21 protein-coding genes and 1 riboswitch are annotated in these 25,570 nt (G+C 28.6%); of the genes, 5 read left to right on the forward strand and 16 right to left on the reverse strand.

Annotated features, from left to right (window positions below; all coding sequences use genetic code 11):
* Positions 1-354 precede the first annotated feature (354 nt).
* Entirely contained in the window at positions 355-1,077 is a 723-nt protein-coding gene (locus tag OIF33_RS11105) for an MgtC/SapB family protein (RefSeq protein WP_322504325.1), read from the reverse strand.
* A 417-nt stretch (positions 1,078-1,494) separates the two neighbouring features.
* Complete coding sequence (glsA, locus tag OIF33_RS11110; RefSeq protein WP_322504326.1) at positions 1,495-2,427, reverse strand: glutaminase A; 933 nt, start codon at positions 2,425-2,427, stop codon at positions 1,495-1,497.
* A 301-nt stretch (positions 2,428-2,728) separates the two neighbouring features.
* Here glsA and OIF33_RS11115 point away from each other — a divergent pair, with 301 nt between their 5' ends.
* Positions 2,729-3,940: an ammonium transporter gene (locus tag OIF33_RS11115; RefSeq protein ID WP_322504327.1), complete on the forward strand. Its 1,212-nt coding sequence runs from the start codon at positions 2,729-2,731 to the stop codon at positions 3,938-3,940.
* Positions 3,941-4,180: 240 nt separating this feature from the next.
* Here the strand turns inward: OIF33_RS11115 and OIF33_RS11120 are convergent, their stop codons facing one another.
* The 3 genes from OIF33_RS11120 to OIF33_RS11130 all read right to left on the reverse strand — a co-directional run bounded on the left by OIF33_RS11120 (position 4,181) and on the right by OIF33_RS11130 (position 8,039).
* Positions 4,181-5,491 carry a voltage-gated chloride channel family protein gene (locus tag OIF33_RS11120; RefSeq protein ID WP_322504328.1) on the reverse strand — a complete coding sequence of 437 codons (1,311 nt, stop codon included), beginning with the start codon at positions 5,489-5,491 and terminating at the stop codon, positions 4,181-4,183.
* An 81-nt stretch (positions 5,492-5,572) separates the two neighbouring features.
* A riboswitch (Fluoride riboswitch) is annotated at positions 5,573-5,632 on the reverse strand.
* A gap of 176 nt (positions 5,633-5,808) precedes the next feature.
* A complete protein-coding gene (gene yjeM / locus OIF33_RS11125) occupies positions 5,809-7,296 on the reverse strand; it encodes a glutamate/gamma-aminobutyrate family transporter YjeM (protein ID WP_322504329.1) in 1,488 nt (495 codons plus the stop codon).
* Between the two features lie 83 nt (positions 7,297-7,379).
* Complete coding sequence (locus tag OIF33_RS11130; protein WP_322504330.1) at positions 7,380-8,039, reverse strand: isochorismatase family cysteine hydrolase; 660 nt, start codon at positions 8,037-8,039, stop codon at positions 7,380-7,382.
* Positions 8,040-8,278: 239 nt separating this feature from the next.
* On the opposite strand from OIF33_RS11130, the gene OIF33_RS11135 reads away from it, so the two are divergent.
* Positions 8,279-9,379 carry an AI-2E family transporter gene (locus OIF33_RS11135; protein ID WP_322504331.1) on the forward strand — a complete coding sequence of 367 codons (1,101 nt, stop codon included), beginning with the start codon at positions 8,279-8,281 and terminating at the stop codon, positions 9,377-9,379.
* A gap of 92 nt (positions 9,380-9,471) precedes the next feature.
* Here the strand turns inward: OIF33_RS11135 and OIF33_RS11140 are convergent, their stop codons facing one another.
* Positions 9,472-9,924, reverse strand: a complete 453-nt coding sequence (locus OIF33_RS11140) for a hypothetical protein (RefSeq protein WP_322504332.1) — start codon at positions 9,922-9,924, stop codon at positions 9,472-9,474.
* Between the two features lie 162 nt (positions 9,925-10,086).
* On the opposite strand from OIF33_RS11140, the gene OIF33_RS11145 reads away from it, so the two are divergent.
* Genes OIF33_RS11145 through OIF33_RS11155 form a run of 3 tightly spaced genes read left to right on the forward strand, consistent with a single transcriptional unit; the run spans position 10,087 to position 13,640 of the window.
* A complete protein-coding gene (locus OIF33_RS11145) occupies positions 10,087-10,833 on the forward strand; it encodes a DeoR/GlpR family DNA-binding transcription regulator (RefSeq protein ID WP_322504333.1) in 747 nt (248 codons plus the stop codon).
* Positions 10,833-11,753, forward strand: a complete 921-nt coding sequence (gene pfkB / locus OIF33_RS11150) for a 1-phosphofructokinase (RefSeq protein ID WP_322504334.1) — start codon at positions 10,833-10,835, stop codon at positions 11,751-11,753. Before OIF33_RS11145 ends, pfkB begins: the two co-directional genes overlap by 1 nt.
* A gap of 3 nt (positions 11,754-11,756) precedes the next feature.
* A complete protein-coding gene (locus OIF33_RS11155) occupies positions 11,757-13,640 on the forward strand; it encodes a fructose-specific PTS transporter subunit EIIC (protein ID WP_322504335.1) in 1,884 nt (627 codons plus the stop codon).
* Between the two features lie 205 nt (positions 13,641-13,845).
* Here the strand turns inward: OIF33_RS11155 and OIF33_RS11160 are convergent, their stop codons facing one another.
* The 10 genes from OIF33_RS11160 to OIF33_RS11205 form a co-directional block, all read right to left on the reverse strand.
* Positions 13,846-14,844: an inorganic phosphate transporter gene (locus tag OIF33_RS11160; RefSeq protein ID WP_322504336.1), complete on the reverse strand. Its 999-nt coding sequence runs from the start codon at positions 14,842-14,844 to the stop codon at positions 13,846-13,848.
* On the reverse strand, positions 14,837-15,469 hold the full coding sequence (locus OIF33_RS11165) for a DUF47 domain-containing protein (protein ID WP_322504337.1): 633 nt from the start codon (positions 15,467-15,469) through the stop codon (positions 14,837-14,839). Before OIF33_RS11165 ends, OIF33_RS11160 begins: the two co-directional genes overlap by 8 nt.
* A gap of 367 nt (positions 15,470-15,836) precedes the next feature.
* Entirely contained in the window at positions 15,837-16,424 is a 588-nt protein-coding gene (locus OIF33_RS11170; RefSeq protein ID WP_322504338.1) for a CDP-alcohol phosphatidyltransferase family protein, read from the reverse strand.
* Entirely contained in the window at positions 16,424-17,536 is a 1,113-nt protein-coding gene (locus OIF33_RS11175; RefSeq protein WP_322504339.1) for a (Fe-S)-binding protein, read from the reverse strand. The genes OIF33_RS11170 and OIF33_RS11175 overlap by 1 nt, the downstream gene beginning before the upstream one ends.
* On the reverse strand, positions 17,526-18,221 hold the full coding sequence (locus tag OIF33_RS11180; protein WP_322504340.1) for a TVP38/TMEM64 family protein: 696 nt from the start codon (positions 18,219-18,221) through the stop codon (positions 17,526-17,528). Before OIF33_RS11180 ends, OIF33_RS11175 begins: the two co-directional genes overlap by 11 nt.
* A 413-nt stretch (positions 18,222-18,634) precedes the next feature.
* Complete coding sequence (locus OIF33_RS11185) at positions 18,635-19,516, reverse strand: carbohydrate ABC transporter permease (protein WP_322504341.1); 882 nt, start codon at positions 19,514-19,516, stop codon at positions 18,635-18,637.
* A 1-nt stretch (position 19,517) separates the two neighbouring features.
* Positions 19,518-20,444 carry a sugar ABC transporter permease gene (locus tag OIF33_RS11190; RefSeq protein ID WP_322504342.1) on the reverse strand — a complete coding sequence of 309 codons (927 nt, stop codon included), beginning with the start codon at positions 20,442-20,444 and terminating at the stop codon, positions 19,518-19,520.
* Positions 20,445-20,523: 79 nt separating this feature from the next.
* Positions 20,524-21,909 carry a carbohydrate ABC transporter substrate-binding protein gene (locus tag OIF33_RS11195; protein WP_322504343.1) on the reverse strand — a complete coding sequence of 462 codons (1,386 nt, stop codon included), beginning with the start codon at positions 21,907-21,909 and terminating at the stop codon, positions 20,524-20,526.
* A 152-nt stretch (positions 21,910-22,061) separates the two neighbouring features.
* Positions 22,062-23,654 (reverse strand): response regulator transcription factor, encoded by a 1,593-nt coding sequence (locus OIF33_RS11200; RefSeq protein WP_322504344.1) that lies wholly within the window; start codon positions 23,652-23,654, stop codon positions 22,062-22,064.
* Positions 23,655-23,666: 12 nt separating this feature from the next.
* Entirely contained in the window at positions 23,667-25,418 is a 1,752-nt protein-coding gene (locus tag OIF33_RS11205) for a sensor histidine kinase (protein WP_322504345.1), read from the reverse strand.
* Between the last annotated feature and the right edge of the window lie 152 nt (positions 25,419-25,570).

Raw genomic sequence — 25,570 nt, forward strand, 5'->3', positions numbered from 1 at the left:
ACTTAGTTTAACACCACTTAGAAACTTTGTCAACAACTTTTTCTTAATTCTTTTTGATTTTTTAATCAAATTTAATTTTTGAAGTAAATTGTTTGTGTGTCTCTCAGCGACGTGTTTTATCTTATCATATATTGAAATCTAAATTACGATAAATATTATCATTTTAACAAACCAAATCAAATTTTCTTCATTTTTCTAAATAATTCTTTAAATTAACTGCATTGATACACTTGGACAAGTTTTCATTGATTATTTTTCTTAACTTGTAGAAAAACAAGAATTTAACTTAAAATTATTGCTAACTTAGACATTTAAGGATAGTTTTTTCTCAAAACCATACCCAAAACATATCAATTATAATTCACTATATTCACTTATCTTTATGATTCCATCATTTATACTTAATTTATTTATTATTTCACCAACTTCTACATAATTAGGTAAATAAACTTTATATATTGCACTTTTATAATTTAAATTTTCACTATTATTCTTTGTTATAAACTCAATACTACTGATTTTAACTCCTTTCTGAGCAAAAATTCTATCTATAAATTCTAATACATGTGAATCTTTCTCATATATTATCTCAAATCTTTTCTCTCCAGCCTTTGTTATAAATCTAGATTGAAATTTCTTTAATATTGCTAAAGTTAAAAATATAAACAATGATCCTAAAATCCCCAAATCATAATATCCCATTCCTAAAGCTAACCCAAGACAGGCTACGGCCCATAAAGAAGCAGCAGTTGTTAATCCTTTTACCGAACCTTTATTTTGTAATATGGTTCCAGCACCTAAAAAACCAATCCCTGAAATAACTTGTGCTCCTAATCTAGCATAGTCAACTTTAACAACATTTTGAGCATAAAAATTGTTATTTACTAACTGAAATACCTCTTCTCCTAATTTTATTTCAATAAGAGAAACTATAGTTGCTCCTACACAAACTAATATGTGAGTTCTAAAACCAGCCGCTCTATTATGGTATTCTCTTTCATACCCTATAATTCCCCCTACTAAACTTGCAAGTAATAATCTTAAAATTACATCTTTTATACCTAAAGTTAACTCCATAAAAAAACTCCCTAAAAACCCATAAAATAAACTTTCTATTACTAAAGTATGCTTGATATAAAAGATAAATATTGCCTTTCAATAATATTTAAAGAAAAAAGTTTCTTTAAATATTATCAATTGTATCAACTTTTGATTTATTCAATTTAAATTAATAAATTAAAAGTTGATAATTATTTTTTTAATTACTATTTATTAAAAAGGTTCTATTTTACTTAAATGTTAGTCTAAAACGTAACTATTTAAAAACATCTAAAAATAATTATTGATTTTACTAATTTTTTTTAAAAGTTAATAAGAAAACTACATAAAATTAGTTAAATTCTAATCTTATGTAGTTCTCTTATTAATTATATTTATTTATATGAATCTGATTATTTATCTAAATAATCTTCTGTTTCTCTTTATATTTCATTATTATCTAAATATATCTAATTTTAATTCATCTGTTATTTGTTTAAGTAATTTTAAACTAGCAACACTATTTCCTGGTACATCTAAAGCTGGACTAAATAATCCTATACCACATTTATTAGGTACAGCAGATAAAATGCCTCCACCTACACCACTCTTAGATGGTAATCCAATATGAACTGAAAAGCTTCCTGATTCATCATATAACCCATAAGTAGTCATTAATGATTTAACAACGGTTGCTGTTTCTATTGAAAATAATCTTTCACCATTCCAAGGCATAACACCTTCATTTGCTAAAACAGCTCCTAATCTTGATAAATCTCTAGCTGTAACTAAAACTGAGCATTGTTTAAAATATGAGTCTAAAATATCTGGAACATCTCCCTCCATAATTTTATTACCTTTCATATAATAAGCAAGAGATCTATTTATATCTCCAGTTTCTTTTTCTGATAAATAAATTTCAGTGTCTAATGTAATTTCATCATCATTCATAATTTTTTTGTAAAAATCTAAAATCCTTTTGAAACGTTCATTATCATCTTTACCTTTAAGTAAAGATACTACCTTAATGGCTCCTGCATTAATAAATGGATTTGATGGTTTATTCTTATGATTTATTTGCATATTCATAATTGAGTTAAAAGGAAATCCTGATGGTTCTGTTCCAACTTCCGAAAATACTTTTTCTATTCCATTATCTAATATAGCAAGTATTAATGTAGGAACTTTTGATACACTTTCAACTGCAAATCTTACATCACAGTCTCCAGCTGAATATTCCTTATTATCCTTTAAAGAATAAATACAAACCCCTAATTGATTAGGATTAACTTTCGCAAGTGCTGGAATATATGTAGCTACATGTCCATCCTTTGTATACTTTCTATTCTCTTCTACTAATGCATCTAAATTTATGTCATTTATATCCATAAAAATCACCTCTCAATTAATCTTCTAAATTCATTATAATCAGTTAATAAATTCAAAATCAAAAGTCATAATTTAAACTTCCAACAATTTTTCCATTGATAATTTGTGAATTTAATTCCAAAATTACAATTTCTTTAAAACAAAAATAAATTTGATTCTCTTATAGTTTTATTTATGTATTTTTTGTAAATTAATTTACTATTTATTAACTTTTATTCTTTAAAATTAATTTAAAGAATATTATAATTTATAGATGAAAAGCTTTTTACTTTAGAAAAAACTTAGGAAGGAGATAATAATTATGAATGGAATTAATACTGGCGATACTGCGTTTATGATTATTTGTACTGCACTAGTATGCCTAATGACACCAGGCTTAGCTCTTTTTTATGGTGGATTAGTCAGAAAGAAAAATGTAGTTATGATGATGATGCAATGTTTTATTTCCATGGGAATCGTAACATTAATATGGATATTAGGGGGATTTAGTTTAGCTTATGGAACCGATTATGCTGGAATCATAGGTAGCTTCACTCAATTTTTTGCTATGAAGTCAGTTGGTTTAGCTCCTAACCTTCATTATGGTGCAACAATACCATTTGTTATGTTCTTTGCTTATCAATTAATGTTTGCTGTAATAACAGCTCCATTAATGACTGGAGCCTTCGCTGACAGATTAAATTTAAAAGGCTACATATTAATACTTATTTTTTGGACATTATTAATTTACATACCAACTTGTCACTGGGTTTGGGGTGGCGGATTCCTAAGCAAATTAGGATTTATCGATTTTGCAGGCGGAACTGTAATCCATGTTAGTGCAGGTTTTGGTGCATTAGCCTCTGTAATATATTTAGGAAAAAGATTTACTAAACCTGGAGAAAAAATGAATCCTAATAATCTAGTAATTGTTGCTATGGGAACTGGTTTATTATGGTTTGGATGGTTTGGATTTAATACAGGTGGAGCTCTTGCAGCTAATGAAATTGCAGCCGCCGCATTTATTAACACAGCCATCGCAGCCGCTGTTGCTATGGTAGTTTGGATGATAATATCCGTAATAATAAACAAAAAATTATTGTTTACTGACTTACTTACAGGTGCCGTTGCTGGATTAGCAACCATAACTCCATGTGCTGGATATGTTGATCCTAAATCTGCCATAATCATAGGAATAATCGGACCTATTGTTTGCTTCTTTAGTATCAAATTTAGGAAAAAAATGAACTGGGATGATGCTCTTGATGTTTGGGGAGTTCATGGTATGGGTGGACTTACTGGAAGCTTATTAGTTGGAATATTTGCAAGCCTAGCAATAAATAAAGTTCAAGGTGGATTCCACCAATTTTCAATTCAACTTCTAGGAGTTATTATAGTTGCTGTATATTCATTTGTTGTCACATTCTTATTATTAAAAGTAATTAATAAGATTTATCCTATAGAAACAACTAAAAAAGAACAACTTAGAGGATTAGATAACACACTTTTAGGAGAAGATGCATATTGGGAATAATCCAAAATCAGTGAGAAAATCACATAACTTATTCAAATTAATACCCCATTAAATAAATATAAGTAGATTAAACTATATTTATTTAACGGGGTATATGTTTATGAATAAATACTTTTATAAAGATTTCTTGTCCTATCTCAAACTTCTATATAATAAGTATTTTCTTCCTTTTAAAAAACTAAATCCATAGTTACCTTATGTATTTTCACTTATCAAGCTATTATATTCACTTCTGATTCTCTATTTTATAACAATACCCTTCTTATTACATGAAGAAAGTGTTGAATTTTTAGGAAAAACTATTAGATTACTTTTACTAACACCTATTTTCTGAGAGCTATATATTCCTGTATGCCCTGAAAAAATATAACTTATTGCACAAGCCATAAATAAATATGGCGCTCCAGTTGATCCAAACATCTCTAATCCTAGTATAAATGATGCTATTGGAGTATTAGTTGCACCTGCAAAAACTCCTACCAACCCTAAAGATGCTAAAAATGATGGAGATAAACCTAATAATCCTGACAAAGAATTTCCTAAAGTTGACCCAATAACAAATAAAGGTGTAACTTCTCCCCCTTGATATCCAGCACCTAAGGTTACAGAAGTAAATATTAACTTACCTAAAAAGTCTAAAGGAGCTACATGCTCTGTAAAAGCATCCGATAATAAAGGAATACTTAACCCTAAATATTTTCTACTCCCAATTAAATATACTAATAGTATTACTACACACCCTCCTATAAAACTTTTTAATGCTGTACACTTAAATGCGTTAGAAAATACTTCTTTTAACTTATAAGTTAACTTACTAAACAACTTACTTACTAGTCCGAAACAAATAGACGCAATCATTATTTTTAGTAAAACTAGTGTTGAAAGTTCAGGTATTCCAAAAACCTCGTAATGAGAATGATGTACTCCAAGTCTTTTAACCACTTCATTCCCAACAATACTAGCAAAAAAACTTGGTATTAAGGCTTCATAACTCATCTTACCTAAAACAGACACTTCTAATCCAAATATTGTTCCAGCAAGAGGTGTTCCAAATATAGCTGAGAATCCACCACTAACTCCTGCCATAAGCATTATCTTTGAATCTTCCTTATTTAATTTTAATAGCTTTCCTATAGCTTCCGCTATACTTGCACCAATCTGGACTCCAGTACCCTCTCTACCAGCTGATCCACCAAAAAAGTGCGTCACAACTGTTCCAAAGAAAACTAATGGAACCATACGAAGTGGTACATCTCCACAATATTCATTTATATTTTCAATAATTAAATTATTACCTTTTACTGAATTTCTTCCATACTTATAATATAAAAAACTTACTAGTGCTCCCCCAAGTGGCAATAGAAATAAAACCCAGCCATGATTCATTCTATAATCTGTTGCCCATTCTAAGGATTTTAAAAATACTGCTATTACACCACCTATAAAAACACCTATTAAACTTCCTATTAATAGCCACTTTAAAAATGTTCTTCCTAGAAGAATTGTATTATTGCTATTTGTTTTTAAATATTCCTTCCATTTGTGCTTCATTGATATTTTTCCTTTCTTATTTTAAAATTTTTTAGCAAAAAAATAACTCCTACAAAATATAAGTTATAACTATATAACTTATATTTTGTAGGAGTCATTAGCATAAAGCATTTAATGGCGAACTCCATCGCCCGTAAAAATTACTTTAAAATAGTACCATAATTATTAATACTTGTCCATATTTAATATCTTAAACCTATGCAAATCAACTCACTTTTAAAACATAGCCTAAAAAACAAATAAGAGTTATGTTAAAATATTCTTTCAACATAACTCCATCTAAAATTTATAACAAATTTAAATAATCATTTTTATATTTAATAATTTCTATTCACTTTTGATCTACTATATAATCCCAATGCTACTAAAGAGAAAAATACAGGTCCGGCTATCATCCATAAAGTAGAACTCCAATCTCCATTTATAGCTGGTGATATTATTGTAAATGCATTAGCAAATCCCACTACTAAAACAGTAGCAAAGGTTCCTAACAGGGCAGCTCCTTCTCCTTTATATATTTCAAAAGGCTTATTTATATTTTTCTTTCTTTTAAATGAATAAAAGGCTCCTGATATAAACATATATGGTATAGTCATTGCAACATTAGTCATAAGAACTAATTTCGAGAAAAATTTTGATGCTCCTTCTCCACCGAAGGATACTAATAATATTATTACAACAACAATAACACACTGAGCTATCATTGCATTTCTAGGTACTCCGTCATCTAGCTTTGCAATTTTTTTAGGCCAAATTGTCTCTGGTGTTCCTTCAATTAATTGTCTTAAAGGAGAATATGCACCAGTAAAAACAGCTCCAACTAAGGCAAAGAACATTGATAACCCCACAAATCTAGAAATCCATAAGCCTAAACTTAAAGCACTACTCTCAGCTAAATTAAATGCTAATCCTAATTGATATCCTAAATTTCTCATTAGTACATAAGCTACGTTTCCCATATGAACCGTATCAAAAGATAATATATCTTGCCAATTTGTAAATACTCCACACATCAATATTCCTAAAGAATATCCTATAGATATAATAATTGCCGCTAATATTATTCCCTTAGGAAAAGTCTTAGTAGGATTTTCGGTTTCATCAACTAATCCTCCAACAACCTCTATTCCTCCATAAGCAAATATTGCAAAGACTGAAAAAGATAATACAGCTATTATATTTTGATAATCAGGATTTGGAGAACTTATGAAATCCATAGTACTTGAAATTGGTTGAGCTAAAGTAAAATCATTCAAAACCCATATTAAGATGGCTCCTAATATTAAAAGTACATTTAATAACATTACGAAAATACCTGCTGTACTTGTAACTTTCTTTATTTTATCTATACCCTTTGTAGCGATTAAGGTTATAACTATTATTAATATACACCCCATTAAGCCTAAGGTTTGAGTTGAATTTAAACCAAGAAAATGCCAAGTGTTGGTTGTATCTTTACCTGTAATAGCATTTGATAAAGGTATCCAAATACTTGATGATACATTAACCATCCAAATCAAGTAAGCTGCATACCACATAAAAGTTCCTACAAAGGCATACTTATCTCCTACTGATTTTTCCATCCATGAATATATACCACCCTTTTCTGTTTTAAAGGCAGCACCATATTCTGCAACCATAAATGCAAAAGGTATCAAAAAGGCTATAGCTGCTATTATATACCATAAAATTGCTCCATACCCCATTAAATAAAAAGCTCTTGGCATATTAGCAAAACCAAATACTGTAGTAAATATCATAAGGACTAATTGACTTAGATTAAGCCTACCCTTTTTCTCACTCATAAAAACAACTCCTCATCATAAGTTATACTATTAGTATCTAGTTTTACTAATTATTTAATTATTTATTTAGGAAATATATCCCTTTATTCTGTAATAATATCTTCAACAACATTTATTCCATTATCAAGCATAGAATTTAAGAATACATAATTCATAAAATTAGCTCTATGCATAGGTGCATCAAATGTATTTACAAGTTTTTTAGGTATATATATCTCTCCATTTTTATTAACTCTATTAAAATCTGTTCTTAAACTTATAGCTAATTGATAAACACATATGTCTGTGCAATCCCCTACTATTATTATGTTATCTATTTTATTTTCATCAAAATTAAATTTTTCTTCTAAAAATCCATTGGTTGAATTTTTCTTTATAACTTCTATTCCTTCTAAATTTAATTCATCTACTAATTCCCACTCCTCAGTATCAATCATACAATGTTTAGGGTATGCTCTTAACTCTACAGACTCCTCTGTGTGATAATCAGTAAATGCTTTAACTTTTATTCCTTTTTCTAAAGCTACTTTAACCAATTTACTTATTGGATTTATTAAACTTTCTATTCTTGAACTATATAAAGCACCTTTTTTTGCAAATCCTTTATTCATATCAACTATTAAAAGCATTGTTCTTTCTTTATCTAAATCCTCTAGTGATATATTTTCTAAAGATTGAAGTCTTTCATAAATTCCCTCCATCATTTCATGAGTTTCATTCAATAATATTTCTTTATTATTCATGATATAATTCCCCCTATACTTAAATATAATATTTTATATATTTTATATTATCTAATCAATCAATTCTTTTATCAATAATTGTAGATATTTTTAACACTTAATTAAAGTATTTAAACTTAATAAATTTTTAAGTTTAAATACCATAAATTAGTTTATGATAGTCTTATGTATCTTATAATTGATTAATTTATTTTAACCAAATATAATTAAATAATAATCATACAAAAGGAGGTTACATATTGAATAAGTTTTTCAAAAACAATCAAATATATATAAAAGCAATATTAGTAGTAATAGTATCCTATTTATCAATAAAATTAATCGATAACGTACCAAGCGTTATGTCTGGAGCGCATACTGTATTAGCTATACTATCACCTTTTTTACTAGCTTTTATTATTGCTTACATATTAAATCCAATCGTTAATTTATTTAATAAGAAATTCAAGTTATCGAGAGGACTTAGTATTGTAATAACTTATCTATTGTTTGTTGTATCAATTTCTTTAGCAGCCACTTACTTACTGCCTAAATTATATACAAGCTTAGTTGAATTAATAGATAACATACCTGCATTTACAATCTATGTCCAAAACTTATTTACTGAAATAATGACGCATTTAAAAATTCCTGAAGGAATAAACTCTTATTTACCTCAAAGTGATGCAAATAAGGTAATTACTTTTATAGGTTCATTAGTTACAGTATTATCAAATTGGTTATTAGATACGGCAATTAGTCTAACTAGTTCAATAATAAATTGGGTATTTGGATTCTTAATTTCAATCTATGTCTTAGTAGATAAAGACAAGTTCCTTAGTACAAGCTCTAAAGTTACTAAAATTATTTTTGGTAAAAGATTTGGAAATGAATTAATAGATTTTGTAAAAATACTTAACTATAAGATAGGAACTTATGTAGGTATAAAAGCTATTGATTCCTTAATCATAGGAATTTTAGCATTTATAGGACTATCATTAATGAACTCTGAATATGCTCTTCTATTATCAGTAGTAGTTGCAATAACTAATATGATTCCTTATTTTGGTCCATTTATAGGAATGGTTGTTGGATTCTTTATAAATGTATTTGTAAGTCCAATGAAAGCGCTTATTGTTCTAATTTATCTTTTCTTATTACAACAATTTGATGCTTGGTACCTAGACCCTAAACTTATAGGAAATAGAGTTGGTCTTAGTCCATTTTTAGTAATTCTAGGTGTAACTATAGGTGGTGCCGTTTATGGTCCTATAGGTATGATTCTTGGAAGTCCAGTTATGTCAGTCCTTAAAATATATACTAGAAAATTAATAAATAAATTTGAATATAGAGCAGAATAAATAAAGATAGATTGTATAATTTTATACAGTCTATCTTTTATCTTTATAAAAATAGGCTCCGTTTTAAAATCAACATTCACCTAAAGCAAGCTCTAGCTTAAGTTTAATTTCATTACAAACTCATCTACAAGTATATCTTTATTCTTTGATTTTATTAATCTCAATATTGAATCAGATTTTTTTATTGCTACTGTAATTGGTAAATCATAGTCATCTTCTTTTTCAAAATACATAAGAGGTTGTCCTGTTAAAACATTTCCTCCAATATCAATCATAGGTTCTACAGATTTTATATTTTTATTTATATGGGTACTTACTAGTATATCTACTTCATTATTTACTCTTATTTCTATAACTCCAAATTCTTTTGAAATATTAGTAACTTCTCCATCAACTGGTGAAAAGAAAAATTCATTATGTGAACTTAAACTAATCAAATCTTCTAAATCACCTAATTTGAAAGCCTTATTTAAAACAACATACTCCAGAACAGTTCCATCACCTGGAGCCATAACATTAATTTCTCCACTTGCCCTATTCAACATCTTTGAACACCTCTTATTTCAAGAATTTTCTGACTTTTTAATAATTTATATGTTATTGTGGTTAAAATTATTATATAAATATTTTTTATTTTTTGAACGTTTATTATTGATTTTGATTGTTTTTGGATGTATAATCTAATTACAAGGTTCTAGGAGGTTATTATGTTAAGTGAAAAAAGGCATGAAATAATATTAAACTTATTAAAATTAAAAGGATTTGTTGGTCTTAACGAATTGCTTGAATCAACAGAAAGCTCTGAATCAACTATAAGAAGGGATCTTAGCTACTTAGAATCAATAAACTTACTTAAAAGAGTTCATGGTGGCGCAAAATCACTAGATAATGTATCGAAAGAATTAAGTTATAATGAAAAATCATCCAAAAGCATTCATGAAAAAAGAGCTATAGCAAAATATGCAGCTTCTTTAATTAAAGATGGAGATTGTATCTTTATCGATGCAGGAACTACAACCTATGAATTAATCGATTACTTAGAAAACAAAGATATTTTTGTGGTAAGTAATGGATTATCTCATATAGATACACTTATTCAAAAAAATATTAAATGTTACATGATTGGTGGAAATGTAAAAATTTCTACAAAGGCAATAACAGGATCTGATGCACTGATGTGTCTTTCAAAGTTCAGATTTGACAAATGCTTTATTGGTGCCAACGGAGTACATCCCACTTATGGATTAACTACTCCTGATACTGAGGAAGCCATATTAAAAGAATGTGCAATAAAGAACTCTAGAAAATCTTATTTGTTAGTTGATGACTCTAAGTTTGGAGAAATTTCAACTATAAAATTTGCTGATATTGATAAATGCATAATAGTAACAAACGAAAAACCAGAAGATAATACATATGATAAAAAAACTGATATAAAGGTGGTTGATATTTAATGATTTATACACTTACTCTTAATCCATCTATTGATTATGTAATAGATGTAGAAAATCTAGAACTTGGAAAAGTCAATAGAACTTCTAAAGACTTTAAATTTCCAGGTGGAAAAGGAATAAATGTCTCAAGAATTTTAAGCAATCAAAAGGTAGACAATGTAGCTCTTGGATTTCTAGGAGGATTCACTGGTAAATTTATTGAAGATAAATTAAACTCTTTAGGAGTAAAAACAAACTTTATAAAAGTAAATGGAGATTCAAGAATTAATGTAAAAATTAAATCTAATGAAGAAACAGAAATAAATGGATCTGGCCCAATGATATCTGACGAAAATTTAAATTCACTTTTCAATAGATTAGATAAATTAAAAGAAGGAGATATATTAGTACTTGCAGGTAGTATTCCTACTACTCTTCCTAGAGATTTATATCTTCAAATACAAAAAAAAGTTTCTCAAAAAAATGTAAAAGTAGTAGTTGATACCTCTGGGAAAGCTCTTTTAGAAGCCATAAAAAATAAACCATTTTTAATAAAACCAAACAATCATGAAATTGAAGAGATATTTGATGTAAAAATCAACTCTGAGGAAGAACTTATTAAATACGGAAAAGAGTTAGTTTCTCTTGGAGCTGAAAATGTAATAATATCTATGGCTGGAGATGGAGCTTTATTAATAACTAAAGATGGTGTCTTTAAAGGAAATGCACCTAAAGGAGAGGTTAAAAATTCTGTTGGAGCTGGTGATTCCTTAGTAGGTGGTTTCTTAGCTAAATATGTTGATACTAAAGATTTAATTGCTTCTTTTAAAAACGGAATAGCATCAGGAAGTGCTAGTGCATTCTCCTTAGATTTAGCTCTTGCTGAAGATGTTAATAAACTACTACCAATTATAGAAATAAAAAGATACTGGGAGGATTAACAAATGAAAATTTCTCAATTATTAAGCATTGATACAATTAAACTTAATCTTAAAGCAACTAATAAAGATGAAATTATAAATCAATTAGTTGATGTTTTATGGGATGCTGGAAAACTAAATGATAAAGTTCTTTATAAAGAAGAAATTTTAAAAAGAGAAAGCCTATCTTCAACTGGTATAGGTGAAAGAATAGCTATTCCTCATGCTAAGACTTCTGCAGTTAAAAACGCTGCCTTAGCTCTTGGTATATATAAAGATGGTGTAGATTATGATTCACTTGATGGTGAACCTGTTAACATAGTTTTTATGATAGCTGCTCCTGAAGGCGCTAATAATGAACATTTAGAGACTCTATCAAGACTTTCAGTGTTATTAATGAACCCTGAATTTAAAAATGGACTTTTAAATGCTAAAACTCCACAAGAAGTTCTTTCACTTCTTGATAAATTTGAAGAAAATGATGAATCCGAGGATTCTAACCCTCAAGAAAACGATTCAAACAAAAAATATATACTAGCTGTTACAGCTTGCCCAACTGGTATAGCCCATACTTATATGGCTGCTGACTCACTTAATAAAACAGCTAAGGAAATGGATATAAATATAAAAGTTGAAACAAACGGTTCAACAGGGGTTAAAAATAAATTAACTCAAGAAGATATTGATAAAGCTGACGGAATAATAGTTGCAGCAGACAAACAAGTTGACATGGCTAGATTTAACGGTAAAAAGGTCGTAATAGTCCCAGTAGTTCAAGCTATGAAGAGACCTAAAGAATTAATAAACGAATCCTTAAATGGATCTGCCCCAGTTTACTCTCATTCTGGAGATTCATCTAGTTCTTCATCTAGTAAGTCAGAAAAAAGAGGCTTTTACAAACACTTAATGAATGGTGTTTCAAACATGCTACCATTCGTTGTTGGTGGAGGTATCCTAATAGCTATTTCATTCATGTTCGGCATACACTCAGCTGATATTAATAATCCTAGTTTTAACCCAATAGCCAAGCTATTAAATGATATAGGTGGTGCAAACGCATTCTTCCTTATGATTCCTGTACTTGCTGGTTTCATTGGATCAAGTATAGCTGACAGACCTGGTTTCGCACCTGCTATGGTTGGTGGTTTAATTGCATACAATAGCGGTTCTGGATTCTTAGGTGGCTTAATCGCAGGTTTCCTAGGTGGTTACGTTGTTGTATTCTTAAAGAAAATATTTAGTAAATTACCTCAATCATTAGAAGGTATTAAGCCGGTTTTATTATATCCTCTATTCGGTATCTTAATAACTGGTGTCTTAATGTACGTAGTAGTAGTAGGTCCTGTAACTGCTTTAAATAATAACATTGCAATCTGGCTAAGCAATATGGGTACTGGAAACTTAGTTCTTCTTGGAATAGTATTAGGTGGAATGATGGCTATAGATATGGGCGGTCCTATAAACAAAGCTGCATTTACATTTGGTATAGCAATGATTGCTTCTGGCAACTACTATCCACATGCTGCTATAATGGCTGGTGGTATGGTACCTCCACTTGCAACAGCTTTAGCAACTACTTTCTTCAAAAATAAATTTACTAAGGATGAAAGAGATGCTGGTGCTACTAACTATATAATGGGATTAACTTTCATAACTGAGGGAGCTATTCCATTTGCCGCTGCTGACCCATTCAGAGTCATTCCAGCCTGTGTTATAGGTTCTGCTATAGCGGGAGGATTATCAATGGTATTTAAGATAGGATTACCTGCTCCTCACGGTGGAATATTCGTAATTCCAGTAGTTGAAGGAAACCCATTCTTATATATCTTATCAATAGTAATAGGCTCAATTGTAGGAGCTCTTCTAATAGGATTCTTAAAGAAACCTGTTTCTGAAAGAAATAAATAATATATAAATTAAAAGGTGATGTATTAGTAAAAACTCTCTAATACATCACCTTTATTTATCTTTCTTATTTTAAATTAACATAGAGTTATTACCTATAAAATGTATATAACCTGTAAATAAATAAAAGCTTAGATAAAACCAATGAAATTTTATCTAAGCTTTATTTTAATGACTTAACATCTAAGCCTATATATACTTGTTTAAACTATAATATAACTTTAAATATTTCTACTACTATTGCTGCTATACCAGCACTTATTGGAATTGTTAATATCCAAGCCCAAACTATATTCTTAGCAACACCCCATTTAACAGCCTTAGGGTTTTTAGAAGCTCCAACTCCCATTATAGTAGTTGTTATTATGTGAGTTGTACTTACTGGTGCATGGAACATAGTGGCTATTCCAATAACTCCTGCGGCTCCAGTTTGTGCCGCGAATCCGTTAACTGGGTTTAATTTAGCAACTCCACTTCCCATTGTTTTTATTATCTTTTGTCCACCTATTGAAGTTCCTGTAGCCATAGCAATAGCACATAAAGCTATAACCCAAGTTGGTACTTCAAAAGTAGATAAAAATCCACCACTTAAAAGTGCCATAGTAATTATACCCATTGATTTTTGAGCATCATTACCACCGTGGTTTAATGCCATTAAAGCACCTGATGCAACTTGTAGCTTTGAGAAAATTCTATTTACAGGACCTGGCTTACATTTTCTTAAAGCCCAATTTAGTACAATCATAAATATGTATCCAACTATTAGACCTATAATTGGTGATAATATAAGCCAAAGAATTACTTCATCAAAAAGTGTTCCCCAACTTACTATGTTAATTGAATGAGAATAAGCTATTCCTCCACCTATTAATGCCCCTATTAAGGCATGAGAAGAACTACTTGGAATTCCAAAATACCAAGTAATAAGATTCCATATTATAGCTCCTAATATAACTGCTGCGATTACCCATAAAGGCATTTTACTTTGGTCTACTATACCATCACCAACAGTCTTAGCAACCTCTGTTCCTAAAAAAGCCCCTATAAAGTTAAATACGGCACATAAAGCTATGGCAGCTTTAGGTGAAAGCGCTCTTGTTGAAATTGATGTAGCAACGGCAGTTGCTGTATCATGAAATCCATTTATAAAGTCAAAAAGTAATGTTAAGAGAATTATAACAATAGTTACCGCTAAAGTACTAGACATACTTCATCACAACTCCCTCAACTATATTAGCTACAGCCTCACAACTATCTAAAGTTGCTTCAAAGAATTTATATATTTCTCTCCATTTTATTATTTCAAGAACTGGAGTTTTTCCATCCTCAGCAAATAGTTCTGAAACTATTTGTCTATAGAAAACATCTCCTTTGTTTTCAATTTTATTTATTGAAATTACTCTCTCTGTAATTTCTTTATTTCTCTTTTTCATATGCTTAAATTCTTCCATTAAAGCTACTAATTCTTTAGTCGCATCAATTATTAAGCCTCCTAAAACCTTAGCACCTTCTCTTGACTCATTTATATTAAACATAATGAATCTATGCATAGTACTTTCTATTGAGTCTAAAATATCATCCATTTTTTTTGTTATAGAAAATATATCTTCTCTATCAATAGGAGTTATAAAAGAATTATTTAGTTCTTCTATAAGATTATGAACTATTTCATCTCCTTTATGTTCTAACTCTTCTACTCTTGCTACGTGGCTTGTCTTGTTTTCAAGATCGCCTAAAGCTTCACTTAAGATTATTGCTGCTTTTTCTACATTTTTTGCTTCATCGATAAACATATCATAAAATTTATCATCTTTAGGATTTAAGTTAAACATTCTTTTTTCATCTCCTGATTCTTATTATGAATTTTTATTTAACAAACTTAGTATAGCACAAGTTTTTTCTATTTTTAACATTGAATTAATTAATTAACTTACACTTAACACAGAAATATATATTTATCCATTTATTTAGTATTAAGCTTGTATTTTTTAAATTTAATTAAAAATACTTTCATAAAAACCTTTTTTATCGTTAATTAAGTGTAAATCAGCTTAACAATTATTTATGTAAGCATCAATCTATCTTTTAATATTTCATTAATAAGCAAAAAAGTTCTATTAAAATAAAGAATCATATAAAAAATCATACTAATCATTTATATAATTATATTTAATAGAACTTTTAAATTCAAAATTTATTTTATGTTAAAAGTTTTTTTGCTTCTAGAGCTCTTTGTATTATAGTTATAAAGATAACTATTGAAAAAATGTTAGTTACTACCCCTAATTTCGTAGCTGATAATAAAATCATTAAAGAAAAGAAAATGAAACCTTCTGATCTTTCTGCTATTCCAGCTTGATATCTAAAAGATTTAACTCCGTTATTTTCTGCTAAAGCTCCTACTGTTAAGAATATTGTCATTGATATTAAAATCATCATTGTTAAAACTAATAATTCTAACCTACTACCTTCAAACTTTAAAGCTAAAACTAAAATTATGCTTAATTCTACGATTCTATCAAAAGTTATATCTAAAAGTGTTCCGAAAGCACTAGTTAAATTCTTTTTTCTTGCCATAGCACCATCTACTGAGTCCAAATATCCTGATATCCAAAGAAATGCTACAGCTAAAATCAATTTATCAAAATAAAGCAATACAGAACTTAAAACTCCTATTATTAAGGCTATTATACTAACACTGTTTGGTGTTAGCCTACACTTTAATAAAATATTAGCACCTAAATTTATAAATGGATTTACATACTTTCTTCCATAAGTATCTAACATTAATTTTCTCTCCCTACTTTGTTTGCTAATTTAATTCTATTTATCCATTGGTTAATTGTACTTATATTTTTCTGACTTTTAACTTTACCATTAATAACATCCTCATTAAAAATCAAATCTAATATATGTAACACATTTTTATCTGATGATTTAAAGGTATTTACACATGATTCACAATAGGAAATTATATTTTCACATTCTGTGGAATTAGCTCTCTTATTTTTCTGACTTTCCCATAGCTCCTTATTAGTAACTCCTACCATACCTCCACAGCCACAACATTCAGTTTTACTTCTATTTTTTTCGAACTCGACTATTTTAATTCCTAATTCATTAAGTATATTTCTAACTGCTTCATGTATTTGATTTTCTTTTTTTATTGGGCATGGATCATGTAAAGCAAACTTTTCCTTACAATTCAAATACTTATTTTTAAGCTCTACAGGTACTCCAAGCTCATTAATAACTTCCCATAGTGTTATTACCTTAATCTCATTAAAAGCTTCTCCAAAAGTCTTATAGCAATTTTCACAGGCTACTATTATTTCATCAACGCCTTTATTTTTTATATTCTTCTCTATATCTTTTAAATTCTTTTCAAATAAATCTAAATTTCCTATATCCTTTGAAGGCTTTCCACAACACTTTAATAAAATCTCTATTTCTCCCAAGTTCATTTCTAAGTAGTCCTTTATTTTAAAAATAATATCATTATGGTATCCACTTAGACTGCACCCTGGAATAAATACTCTTTTAATCTTTTTATCATTGTCTTTTGATGTTAAAAACTTAGAAAAACTCCCCTTTTGATGACTTTGAACAACTTTTAAGTTAAATCTTTTCTTAGTATCCTTTAAATTTTCTCTATAAGATTTTATTCTAAACTTATGAAACATTTCTTTTAAATTTATATCCTTTGGACATGTTTCAGTACATGCATTGCAAAGCATACAAGAATATGAAATTTCCTCATAACTTATCTTATTTTCATCTATAGCATTTAATATATTTTTAGGACTTTCTCCAAACTTATTCATCATTGGACAAACCTTATAACAAAGTCCACAGTCAATACAATTTTCTAAATTTTTCTTTAGTTCTCTATTTGGCATTTTTACCTCTCTTTTCATTCCAAACTTTTTTTCCTACATATATAGCTATACTTAAAGCGAATAGTATTAAAAGTCCACTCATAAGTAATTGTGCTCCTCCCGTAAGCATTCCACCTACATAAGAGTATATTATTGTTGCTGGTAATTGACCAATTCCAGTAGCTATAAAGAATGACCAAAAACTCATTGATGTTAATCCAGCTGCATAGCTAACTATATCAAAAGATATAAATGGTAATAATCTAGCTATTAATATAGTATGCTTACCATATTTCTCAAAAAATCCATCTATATCTTTTAATGCAAACTTACTAGTTAATTTTTCAACAGCATCTCTTCCTAATCCTCTTGCTATAAAGAAACATAAGGCAGCTCCAGCCATGGCACTACTCCATGATAATATAGCTCCCTTAACCCATCCAAATATAGCTGCATTACTTAAAGTTATTAAAAAAGCTGGTATTGGAGCAATTACAGATTGAAGTATCATTAAGAAAAATGATGTTATTGGCGCCCATATTCCAAAAGATAATATATACTCCTTTATCATATCCAAATTCATACTGCTTAAATAAAAAATCATTTGATTTACTTTACTATTTACAATTGGAACAAAAAAATATACTCCTAAAATAATTATTAAAATTCCTAAGGTAATAACCCATGATTTTGTGTTTTTTTTCACCCTATCCCCTCCATTTTTATTTAATAAATTTGATATTATTAACTTTAAATTATTAAATTCTATAAATAATTTATTAAAATAATTTTCCTCAAAAATCTATGATATAAAATCATGTACTTAATATATAAAAATTTTATATTATACACACTAATTAATTATATAGTAAAATTCATAAATGAACATACTCCTCATTGTAAATAAAAAAATAGAGTGTTCAAATACTTCTAAATAGAATCAATAAAACATTTCTTAATCCTATCTAATATTTTGAGCCACTCTATATAAAAACTTTTATTCTATTTAAATTTATTTCATATGATAAACACTATTACAAATAAAAAATCAGGTACTACTCTTAAAGTAATACCTGATTTTTTAAAAACTATATTGATTATATATTAAAAAATTATTTTTTAACCTTTAACTCCTCCAATGTTAACACCTTCTGTTAGCTTCTTATGAACTAATGAATAGATTATCATTGTTGGTACCATTACTATTACTAGACCAGCAAATAATGCACCCCAGTCAGTGGCAAACTTTTGAACTTCCATTAAGTTTTGTAAACCTACTGGTAAAGTTTTCTTTTCAGCGTCTGTTATGAAAGTCATTGCCATAGCATACTCATTCCAGTAGTTCATGAAGTTAAATATCATTATAGTTATTATACCTGGTTTAGCTAATGGAACTACTATCTTTGTTAAAATTTGAAGATTAGTACATCCATCTATCATTGCAGCTTCTTCATAGTCTTTTGCAATACCTTTCATAAATCCACTCATTATATAGATTGAGAAAGGTAAACTTAATACTGCATATACAAGAGCTAGTGCAAAAAGATTATTTAATAAGTTCATTTTTTCTAATATTGTAAATAAAGGAACTATGATATATACAGGTTGAATGAATAATCCAGCCATAAATAAATTTTTTATTAAATTACATCCAAAGAACTTTTGTCTAGCTAAAACATAAGATGCTGGTACACTTAAGCATAATGATAAAGTCATAGCTATTACAGTTACTAATATTGAGTTAAGGAAGTAAGCTCCCATGTTAGCTTCAGTAAATGCAGTTACATAGTTTGCAAATCCAAAACTTGTTGGTAGAGACCATGGGCTTGCATAGAACTCTTTAGTAGTTTTAAATGAAGACATTATTGTCCATATGATTGGTACTATAACTAGAATAGTTGCAGCTATTAATATTACTCTTAATAAAGTATGGGATATTATTTTTTTAGTTTTATTTTCAGTATCTAACCCTACATTCTTTTTCTTTTTAGTTTCTAACATGTTATCTCACTCCTTTCTGCTGTAATTTTTTAATTCTCTTTTCCTCTCTTGCATCAGAGTCACTTAATTTATTGATTATTAATGCAAGGATCATAGCAAAGGCAAATATAGTTACTCCAACTGCCATAGCATATCCATATTGAGAATTTGTAAATGCTTGCTTATACATGTATGTTAATAAAACCTCTGATTTTCCATTTGGTCCACCCTTAGTCATTACAGTTACAAATATGAAACTTAGGTTAAGTGCACCAGTAATAAAGAAGGCAAATGTTACTCTAACAACATCCCATAAAAGTGGTAATGTTACATATCTAAACTTTTGCCAAGCTGAAGCTCCCTCTAAATAACAAACTTCATAAAGTGATGGTGATATTCCATCTAATCCAGCTATATAAATTACCATGTAATAACCTACAGCCTGCCATACCATAGTTATAATTAAGGCCCATAAAACCAATTTTGAATCTCCAAGCCATGCTAAGCCAGCCAACTTATCCAGCCCTATCATTTCAAAAAACGCTTTAAGTATTCCTATTGATGGGTCATAAACGTATGTAAATAAAACCCCTATAACAACCATTGATAATATATTTGGGAAAAATAATATAACTCTGTAGAAATTCCTTTCTTTTAATTTACTTTGAGTTATTACTACTGCTAAGAATAAAGAAAGAGTTATTGTTATTGTTGGAAATAAGACTATTATGAAAAATGTATTTCCAAATGCCTCTTTAAAATATCTATCACTTAAAAGTGCTTGAAAGTTTTCTAACCCTACAAATACTGGTTCCCCTGAAATCCCACTCCATTCATATAAAGACATCATGAACCCTTTTCCAATTGGATATAGCATAAATATTGTAAATAGTATAAGTGCTGGCAATACACACATTGCTAAAAATATTTTTCTTTTATTACTGTTCATGAAATTTCACCCCCTATAATTTTTAAAGAAGGAGAAGAATTTCTCCTTCTTCTAAATGCTTTTGCTTTATATTTAGTAATTATTCAACAATTTCTTTAGCCATAGTTTGAGAATCTGCTTCTAAGTTCTCTATCCACTCGTCAACAGTTAACTCTTTGTTTATGATACTTCCTATTGGTGCAAATACGCTATCTTGTCTAAAGTCAATCTTAGAATTAGTTGGTTTGAATGAAAGTGGGATTGGTTTAGCTCCCTCTTCAACTACCTTATAAGACTCATATCCTGATGCATCTAATGAACCTTTAGCTTTTTCAACTGCTCCTTTAACTGGAACTACAGCTTTAGCTATTTCTGCGTTCTTTTGAACCATAGCATCTGTGTATTGGAATGCTAGGAAATCTTTAGCTAAGTCAATTTGATCTGATTTAGCAGGGATATACATTTGCTCTATTGTAGTTGTTACATATGGAGTATCCCCTTCTTTAAATGATGGTGGAGCCATAAATCCGAATTCAAATCCTTCTGGTATAGCATCTTTCATTTCTCCTTCTAACCAGCTACCACATGGTAAGAATAATGCTTTTCCATTTAAGAACTCAACCTGAGCTTGAGTATGAGACATACCAACTGTTCCATTAAGAACCATATCCTCATCAGCCATCTTTTGGAATACATCTAATGCCTTCTTAACATTTGGATCTTTCCAAGCGCCTTCTTCATAGTTAAATATCTTTTCTACAGCTTCTTCTCCTGCAGCACTAGCTAACATTGGGAATACGATAGCTTCGTTATATCCTGGAGCTTGTCCTTGATAAGTATAAAGAGCTATTCCTTCCTCTTTAGCTTTTTCACCTAAAGTAAAGAATTCATCCCAAGTTTTTGGAACATCCCATCCTTTTTCTTTAAATAAAGCTTTGTTGTACCACATACCTGTTACGTTATAATAAAGTGGTGCTAAGAACACTTTTCCATCTCCATATGGAGTTGTAAGTGGTGTATCTAAGAAACCTGGTAATATTTTATCTTTTAATTTTTGTCCTGCATTGTCTGGGTCTTCTCTATCAAATACATCAGTTAAATCTACTAAAGCTTTATCTTTTACTAAAGCATTAGCTATACCTGATGGGTCGTTTGAACTTAAGTATATGAAGTCTGGTGTATTTTCTGATGATAATTTTGGTCTTATAATATCACCAATTTTAGGGTTAGCCTCCATCTTAACTTCTACATCTGGATTTGCAGCTTCGAAAGCATCTATGCAAGCTTCCCAGTAATCTTTACCAAATCCACCTTCAAAAACAGCTATTTCTAAAACCTTCTTCTCTCCTGAGCCTTCAGATTGCTCAGTTGATGGCTTTTCATTATCTTTAGGTGCTTCATCCTTACTACCACATCCAACAAATGTAGATGCTGCAATAGCTGTAACACATGCAACTGTTAGCATTTTAACCAATTTTCTTTTCATAATCTCTCTCCTCCAATACCCTTACTCATTTCTTGTAAACATTTTCTTTACATTCTTATGATACTTCTTAATGGAAATTTTTTGAATATAAGTATTTTACTTAAACATGTACTTTTTTTACAATATTTATCCAAAGCAAAAATAATCCATATCTATGACAAAACTTTATTGCTGTAGTCTTTTTTAAATTTAGATGGACTTACGCCATAAAACTTTTTAAAAACTCTATTAAAGTAAAATTGGTCTGTCATTCCAATGCTATTAGCCACTTCCTTAACTAAATTATCTGGATATTTTAATAATTCCTTTGCCTTTTTCATTTTTACTTCATTTATAAAATACATAAGATTTTTACCTGTTTCATTTTTAAAAATCCTACTTAAATAACTTTCATTCAAATTAACAGCACTAGCTACCATAACTAATGTTATTCTTTTATCCACATTCTTCTCTATAAACTTTATAATTTCATTAACTTCTTTTTTATAATTTAATTCCTTACTTTTTATATATCTTTGATTTATATAATCTATTAATTTAAGAGAACTATTTATTAGTTCATCCATATTTTCACTCTTTAATATAGTTTCTTTAAGAAGCTTCAAATCATTTGAATTTTCTTCCTGAACATACTCATGATTTTCTATTAACTCACAAATAAAATTAACATGGTTTATTAAATCTTCAGGTTTTATATACATATTAGAACATCTTCTAACAAGCTCTTTTATAAGCTCTTTGTTAGCAGAAATCTCTCCTAATTCTATATTTTCTAAAATAGCATCTGTAATTTCTTTCTTAAGTTTTATAGCATCTCCAAAGCCTGGAAAATCATCAATAACAGTTAAAGAACTTTCTTTTCCATAGAATCTTAAGCTAAGAATTTCTTCTCCCTTTTTAAATAATTCTTTCAGCCTTTGTACATTCTCAATTTTAGATAAAATAACTGCACTTACTTTAATATTTAAATAAAGCTTTATTAAATTTTGAATATTAACTGTTTTAAGCTTTAAATTAGTAGAATCCATTTTTGAAATAAAAAGATATTTATGATTATTTATTGGAATAATTTTGATTTCATTAGAACTAAACTCTTCTTTTATTATGTTCTCTATAGTAACAGTTAATTTATTTTTATCTTTTATCTTATCTTCATAAACCTTTTTATGATTGTCTATACAAATACATGCTCCACTATAATCTCCATCCTCTTTATTTAAAAAGCTTAAATTAGGAAATTTACTTAAAAGCTCATCATATGAAAGTTCATCTTTAAGATATTCTCTTATTAAAGATAGTTCTGCTATTTTTTTAGTTTTATTAAACTCATTCTTTAACTTTTCTTCCTTTTTTTCATCTTCTTTCAATTCTTCTAAATTCTCACGGAACTTATCTACAATTTCTTCTAATTCCTTTGGTCTAAGAGTTATTTTTAGTAAATAATCAGCTGCACCCTTTTTCATAGCCTCTCTAACTAATTCAAATTCACCATGATTGCTTAGAACAAGTATTTTCCCTTTAAAATCTAGCTCCTTAAGCTTTTCAATTAATTCAATTCCATTTAATCCCTTCATTTTAAGATCAGTTATTATAAAATCAGCACCATTTTTATTTAGTATATCCAAAACCTCTTCCCCATCTTGAGCTAACCCAACTATACTAAACCCATGTGCCTCCCAATCGATTATATTTTGCATGGCAATTCTAACTATTTTCTCATCATCAGCAATAATAACCTTAAGCATAAAAATTCCCCCTTAAATTCTTTTTGGAATTATTATTCTAACAACAGTCCCTTTATTTACTTCACTACTAATAGTTGTTCCATAACCTACCCCAAAAGTTAACTTTATTCTTTCATCAACATTGTTCCATCCAATACCAGAAAGTTTATTGTCTTTTACCTTTTCCTCACTATTGAAACCTTTTCCATTGTCTTTAATAGATATTAAAATCTTTTCGTCTTCTTCAGTAATCTTAATAATAATCTTTTGATTTTCCTTATTCTCGTCAATACCGTGAATTATTGAATTTTCAACTATGGGTTGAAGAATAAACTTTATTACTTTATTATCTAGTAAATTTTCATCCACCTCATATTCAACATCAAAAGAATTACCATATCTTATTTTTTGAATGACAACATAGTTTTTTATATTGTCAAGTTCTTCTCTAATAGTCACAAGTTCATTTTTATCTATAATAGTATTTCTTAAAAGTTCTGCTAAAGAGCTAAGTCCTTCGCTTACTGTATAATCTTGATTCATTAAGGCTGTCCACTTTAATGAATTTAATGTATTAAAAAGAAAATGAGGATTAATTTGTGCTTGTAACATTCTTATTTCTAAATCCCTTTTCTCTATTTCTTGTAACTTTGTTTTTTTAATTAATTCATTTACTCTTCTTAGCATAGAATCAAAACTATCAGAAATCACACCAATTTCATCCTTATAAAAGTCATTTACTTCAACAGTTAAATCTCCTTTAGATACCCTTTTCATTTTGTTTAACAGATTGTACAAAGGCACCTTAATGCTTGAATATAGAAAGTATGAAAATATTAAAATTACTAAAATAAAAAGCACACTTATTATAATCATTTCTTTTCTTAAACTTTGAATATCTGAATTTATAAAATCATAAGGAGTTATTGATGCTATATACCAGTTAAACCCCTTTAATTTTCTATAGGTTGCTACATAATTTTCTTCATTAACCAATATCTTCCTAACTGTATCCCTTGAATCTTTATTTTCAAGGAATTTATTTAAATATGGTTCATTTAATATAAAATCCTCATTAATACTATTCTCAGAAATTATTATGTTGTTTTCTTCATCAATTATAAATGTCTCACTTCCATTTCCCATATTTAAAAGAGAAAAAGAAGATGCAAAAACTTCATTTTTTATAGCCATAAAAACATATCCAACAGTATTTTCATCTTGTTTTACTGGAGTTGCTATACATATATGTTCCTCATTGTTTAAAAGAGTAGAAAACCAAAGCAATCCATCCTCTGCTTCATCAGCATACTTTTCGATATCCTCTCTTTTAAAATATTTGAATCCCTGCATATAAACTACATCGTAGTCTTTTGATATTATTTCAACCTCTGCTAAGTTAGGTAGGAGTGATAGTTTCTTCGATAAATAATCATTCATATATTTTAGAAATTCATTTTTTTCTTTTCCATCCATAAACTTATAATTTATAAGATGATTTACTATCTCTTCATTTATAGATAATTCAACGGATGCTCTTTCTAAAAAATCTTTATTTTTGTAAATGTCTTCATCCATGATCGAAAGCATATTTTCTGAATAATTTATTGCATTAATTTTCAGTGCATTAGTAGCTTTTTGGTATAAGAGTATTCCTAATATACTACTACAAAATATTATTCCTATAGAAAAAGAGACTATAAGCCTATTTTTGATAGAAGTTTTTCTAAGAAAATTCGATATTTCACCTAAGGTATTTATTATTTTCTTTATAATCTTCCTCACCTCTCAGCATAATTTCTACATTCTTTTAATATTTTATCATATATGTTATTTTTTTGAAATTAAAACAATAATTTCAACACCAGTTTTTTATTAAGATTTGTACAACATTCTGTAAACATTAAAAAGGTCCTTAGTGTAATTTTCACTAAGGA

It is taken from the genome of Clostridium sp. LIBA-8841, from assembly GCF_034439435.1.
In the GTDB taxonomy this organism is placed as follows: Bacteria; Bacillota; Clostridia; order Clostridiales; family Clostridiaceae; genus Sarcina.

Coding starts and splice junctions, on each gene's coding strand:
- OIF33_RS11105 (WP_322504325.1), bottom strand. CDS start 1,077: ATGGAGTTAACTTTAGGTATAAAAGATGTAATTTTAAGATTATTACTT.
- glsA (WP_322504326.1), bottom strand. CDS start 2,427: ATGGATATAAATGACATAAATTTAGATGCATTAGTAGAAGAGAATAGA.
- OIF33_RS11115 (WP_322504327.1), top strand. CDS start 2,729: ATGAATGGAATTAATACTGGCGATACTGCGTTTATGATTATTTGTACT.
- OIF33_RS11120 (WP_322504328.1), bottom strand. CDS start 5,491: ATGAAGCACAAATGGAAGGAATATTTAAAAACAAATAGCAATAATACA.
- yjeM (WP_322504329.1), bottom strand. CDS start 7,296: ATGAGTGAGAAAAAGGGTAGGCTTAATCTAAGTCAATTAGTCCTTATG.
- OIF33_RS11130 (WP_322504330.1), bottom strand. CDS start 8,039: ATGAATAATAAAGAAATATTATTGAATGAAACTCATGAAATGATGGAG.
- OIF33_RS11140 (WP_322504332.1), bottom strand. CDS start 9,924: ATGTTGAATAGGGCAAGTGGAGAAATTAATGTTATGGCTCCAGGTGAT.
- OIF33_RS11145 (WP_322504333.1), top strand. CDS start 10,087: ATGTTAAGTGAAAAAAGGCATGAAATAATATTAAACTTATTAAAATTA.
- pfkB (WP_322504334.1), top strand. CDS start 10,833: ATGATTTATACACTTACTCTTAATCCATCTATTGATTATGTAATAGAT.
- OIF33_RS11155 (WP_322504335.1), top strand. CDS start 11,757: ATGAAAATTTCTCAATTATTAAGCATTGATACAATTAAACTTAATCTT.
- OIF33_RS11160 (WP_322504336.1), bottom strand. CDS start 14,844: ATGTCTAGTACTTTAGCGGTAACTATTGTTATAATTCTCTTAACATTA.
- OIF33_RS11165 (WP_322504337.1), bottom strand. CDS start 15,469: ATGTTTAACTTAAATCCTAAAGATGATAAATTTTATGATATGTTTATC.
- OIF33_RS11170 (WP_322504338.1), bottom strand. CDS start 16,424: ATGTTAGATACTTATGGAAGAAAGTATGTAAATCCATTTATAAATTTA.
- OIF33_RS11175 (WP_322504339.1), bottom strand. CDS start 17,536: ATGCCAAATAGAGAACTAAAGAAAAATTTAGAAAATTGTATTGACTGT.
- OIF33_RS11185 (WP_322504341.1), bottom strand. CDS start 19,516: ATGTTAGAAACTAAAAAGAAAAAGAATGTAGGGTTAGATACTGAAAAT.
- OIF33_RS11190 (WP_322504342.1), bottom strand. CDS start 20,444: ATGAACAGTAATAAAAGAAAAATATTTTTAGCAATGTGTGTATTGCCA.
- OIF33_RS11195 (WP_322504343.1), bottom strand. CDS start 21,909: ATGAAAAGAAAATTGGTTAAAATGCTAACAGTTGCATGTGTTACAGCT.
- OIF33_RS11200 (WP_322504344.1), bottom strand. CDS start 23,654: ATGCTTAAGGTTATTATTGCTGATGATGAGAAAATAGTTAGAATTGCC.